The organism is Plasticicumulans sp., assembly GCF_035331805.1.
In the GTDB taxonomy this organism is placed as follows: Bacteria; Pseudomonadota; Gammaproteobacteria; order Competibacterales; family Competibacteraceae; genus Plasticicumulans.
This window is the reverse complement of record NZ_DAOLKE010000449.1, coordinates 1-2,473: the sequence shown is the minus strand read 5'-3', so window position 1 is coordinate 2,473 and position 2,473 is coordinate 1. Positions and strand designations below refer to the sequence as shown.

The 2,473-nt window shown below is 76.5% G+C and carries 2 protein-coding genes and 1 pseudogene; all 3 read left to right on the top strand.

The genetic code is table 11. From position 1 onward, the window contains the following. Positions 1-107: 107 nt before the first annotated feature. On the top strand, positions 108-839 hold the full coding sequence (locus PKE44_RS18210) for an efflux RND transporter periplasmic adaptor subunit (protein WP_324554070.1): 732 nt from the start codon (positions 108-110) through the stop codon (positions 837-839). After that, complete coding sequence (locus PKE44_RS18205) at positions 836-2,170, top strand: HlyD family efflux transporter periplasmic adaptor subunit (protein ID WP_324554068.1); 1,335 nt, start codon at positions 836-838, stop codon at positions 2,168-2,170. The genes PKE44_RS18210 and PKE44_RS18205 overlap by 4 nt, the downstream gene beginning before the upstream one ends. Beyond that, positions 2,167-2,473 (top strand): annotated as a pseudogene (locus tag PKE44_RS18200) (secretion protein HylD); the annotation flags it as partial. The gene PKE44_RS18205 and the pseudogene PKE44_RS18200, both read left to right, overlap by 4 nt.

Here is a 2,473-nt window from a genome sequence, read left to right as displayed (position 1 = left end):
GGACCCGGCCGTGCCGGGCGCCGGCACCACGACGGCGGGCACGCCGCCCGGCCCCGTCACGACGCCGGCCCGTGCTGCCGATGCCAGGCCGCGCACGGATGCGCACCATGCCACCTGAACGAAGCACGCTCGCCTGCCTGCTGCTGCTCGCGGGCATGAGCGCCGCGGCCGACGAGGCCGTGCAGGCGCGGGCGCTGCTGGTGCCCGAGCACGAGGCGGCGCTGGCTGCGCCGATGGCCGGGCGCGTGCTGGAGATCACGCGGCGCGAGGGCGAGGCCTTCGCCAAGGGCGAGCTGCTGGTGCGCTTCGACTGCGCCGTGCTCGAAGCCACGCAGCGGCGCCACCGCGCCGAGCTTGGTGCCGCGCGCCGCGTGCTCGATGCGCGCCGGCGCCTGTACCGGCTCAGCTCCAGCAGCGAGCTCGAACTGGCGCTCGCCGAGAGCGAGGTCGAGAAGGCCGCTGCCCAGCTCGAACTGGTGCAGGCGCAGCTCGCCGACTGCCGCATCGAGGCGCCGTACGCCGGGCGCGTCGAACGCCGCGAGGCGCGGGCGTACGAGGCGGTCGCCGCCGGCCAGCCGCTGCTGCGCGTGCTCGATGACCGCGCGATCGAGATCCGCATCAACGCCCCCTCGGCCTGGCTGCGCTGGCTGCAGCCGGGGGCGGCGTTCACGGTCACGATCGACGAGACCGGCGCCACGCACGCGGCGCGCCTCGAACGCCTGAATGCCCGCGTCGATGCCGCGAGCCAGACCATCGAACTGATCGCCCGCTTCACCGAAGCCCGGCCGGCCGGCCTGCTGGCCGGCATGAGCGGCGTGGCCCGGTTCACGCCGCCATGACGCTGCCACCGCCCGTGACCGATCCGGCCCTCGGCGCGCTGGTCGAGCGGCTGGCGACGCTGCGCGAACTCGAACTCGCGGCGCGGCGCGCGCCCGACGAGGCGGCGCTGGCGTTCACGGCCGTCAACGACAGCCACCGGCTGCTGCCTTATCACTGGGCGGCGTGGTGCCGGCCCGGGCGCGACGGCCGTTTGCAGGTGCGCGCGCTGTCGGGGCTTTCGGCCGTCGAGCGCGAGGCGCCGCTGGTGCAGGCGCTCGAAGCCGCGCTCGCCGACCGGGATCTGGCCGCGGCCGATGCTCCGCGCCTGCTGCCGGCCGGCACGCTGGCGAGCGATCCGCAGCTGCAGGCGCTGTGGCTGCCGCTGCGCGCGCCGAATGGCGGGCACCGGCTCGGCGGCCTCTGGCTCGCGCGTCCCGAGGCCTGGCCGCCGGCAGCACAGACGCTGCTCGCCGAACTCGCCGAGTGCCACGCCCACGCCCTGCAGGCGCTGTCGGCCCGGCCGCCGCGCCGGTCGCTGCGCACGCGCAGCCTCGTCACGCTGACGGCGCTGGCGCTGCTCGCGCTCGGCTTCGTGCCGGTGCGCCTGTCGGTGCTGGCGCCGGCCGAGGTGGTCGCCCGCCGGCCGCTGCCGGTCGCCGCCCCGATCGACGGCGTCATCGAGCGCTTCCTCGTGCAGCCGAACGAGGCGGTCGAGGCCGGGGCGCCGCTGTTCGAGTTCGACACGACCACGCTGCGCGCACGCCTTGAAGTCGCCGAACGCGCGGTCGCGGTCGCGGCCGCCGAGCATCAGCGTGCGGTGCAGAAGGCGTTCGCCGATGCCGCGAGCCGTGCCGAGGTGGCGCTGCTCGCCGCGAAGCTCGACGAGAGCCGCGCCTCGCGCGATGCCGTCGCCGCGCAGCTCGAACGCAGCCGCGTCAGCGCCGCGCAGGCCGGCGTCGCCGTCTACACCGATCCCGATGACTGGCTCGGGCGGCCGGTCGCCACCGGCGAGAAGATCCTGACGCTCGCCGATGCGGCCGACACCGAGCTGGCCGTGCAGGTGCCGGTCGACGATGCGCTGATCCTCGGCCCCGGCGTCGAGGTGCAGCTGTTCCTGAACACCGACCCGCTGGCCCCGCTTGGCGCCCGGCTGACGCGCAGCGCCTACGAGCCGCAGCCGACGCCCGAGGGCACGCTCGCTTACCCGTCGCGCGCCGCCTTCGACGCCGGCACGCCGCTGCCGCGCCTCGGCCTCAAGGGCACGGCACGGGTCTACGGCGAGCCGGTGACGCTCGGTTACTACCTGATGCGCCGGCCGCTGGCGGCGCTGCGCCGCTGGATCGGGCTGTGAACGCCGGCGCCGCACTGCCGCCGCTGCGCGAGGAGCTGCGCCTCGAAGCCGGCCCGCGCCTGCCCGATGGCGCGCCGAGCTGGACGCTGCACGACCCGCTGCGCCAGCGCTTCTTCCGCCTCGGCTGGCTGGAGGTCGAGTGCCTGCGCCACTGGGGGCTCGGCTCGCCGGCGGCGATCGCCGGGGCGGTCGCCGCGCACACGCCGCTCGCACCCTCGCCGGAGCAGGTCGGCGCGCTCGCCGACTTCCTCGCCGCGCAGCAGCTCGTGCGCCTGACCCCCGGCGCGCTGCACGCGCAGCGCC

Bases quoted from the DNA above. Each gene is read 5' to 3' on its own strand.
- PKE44_RS18210 (WP_324554070.1), top strand. From the start codon at position 108: ATGCCACCTGAACGAAGCACGCTCGCCTGCCTGCTGCTGCTCGCGGGC.
- PKE44_RS18205 (WP_324554068.1), top strand. From the start codon at position 836: ATGACGCTGCCACCGCCCGTGACCGATCCGGCCCTCGGCGCGCTGGTC.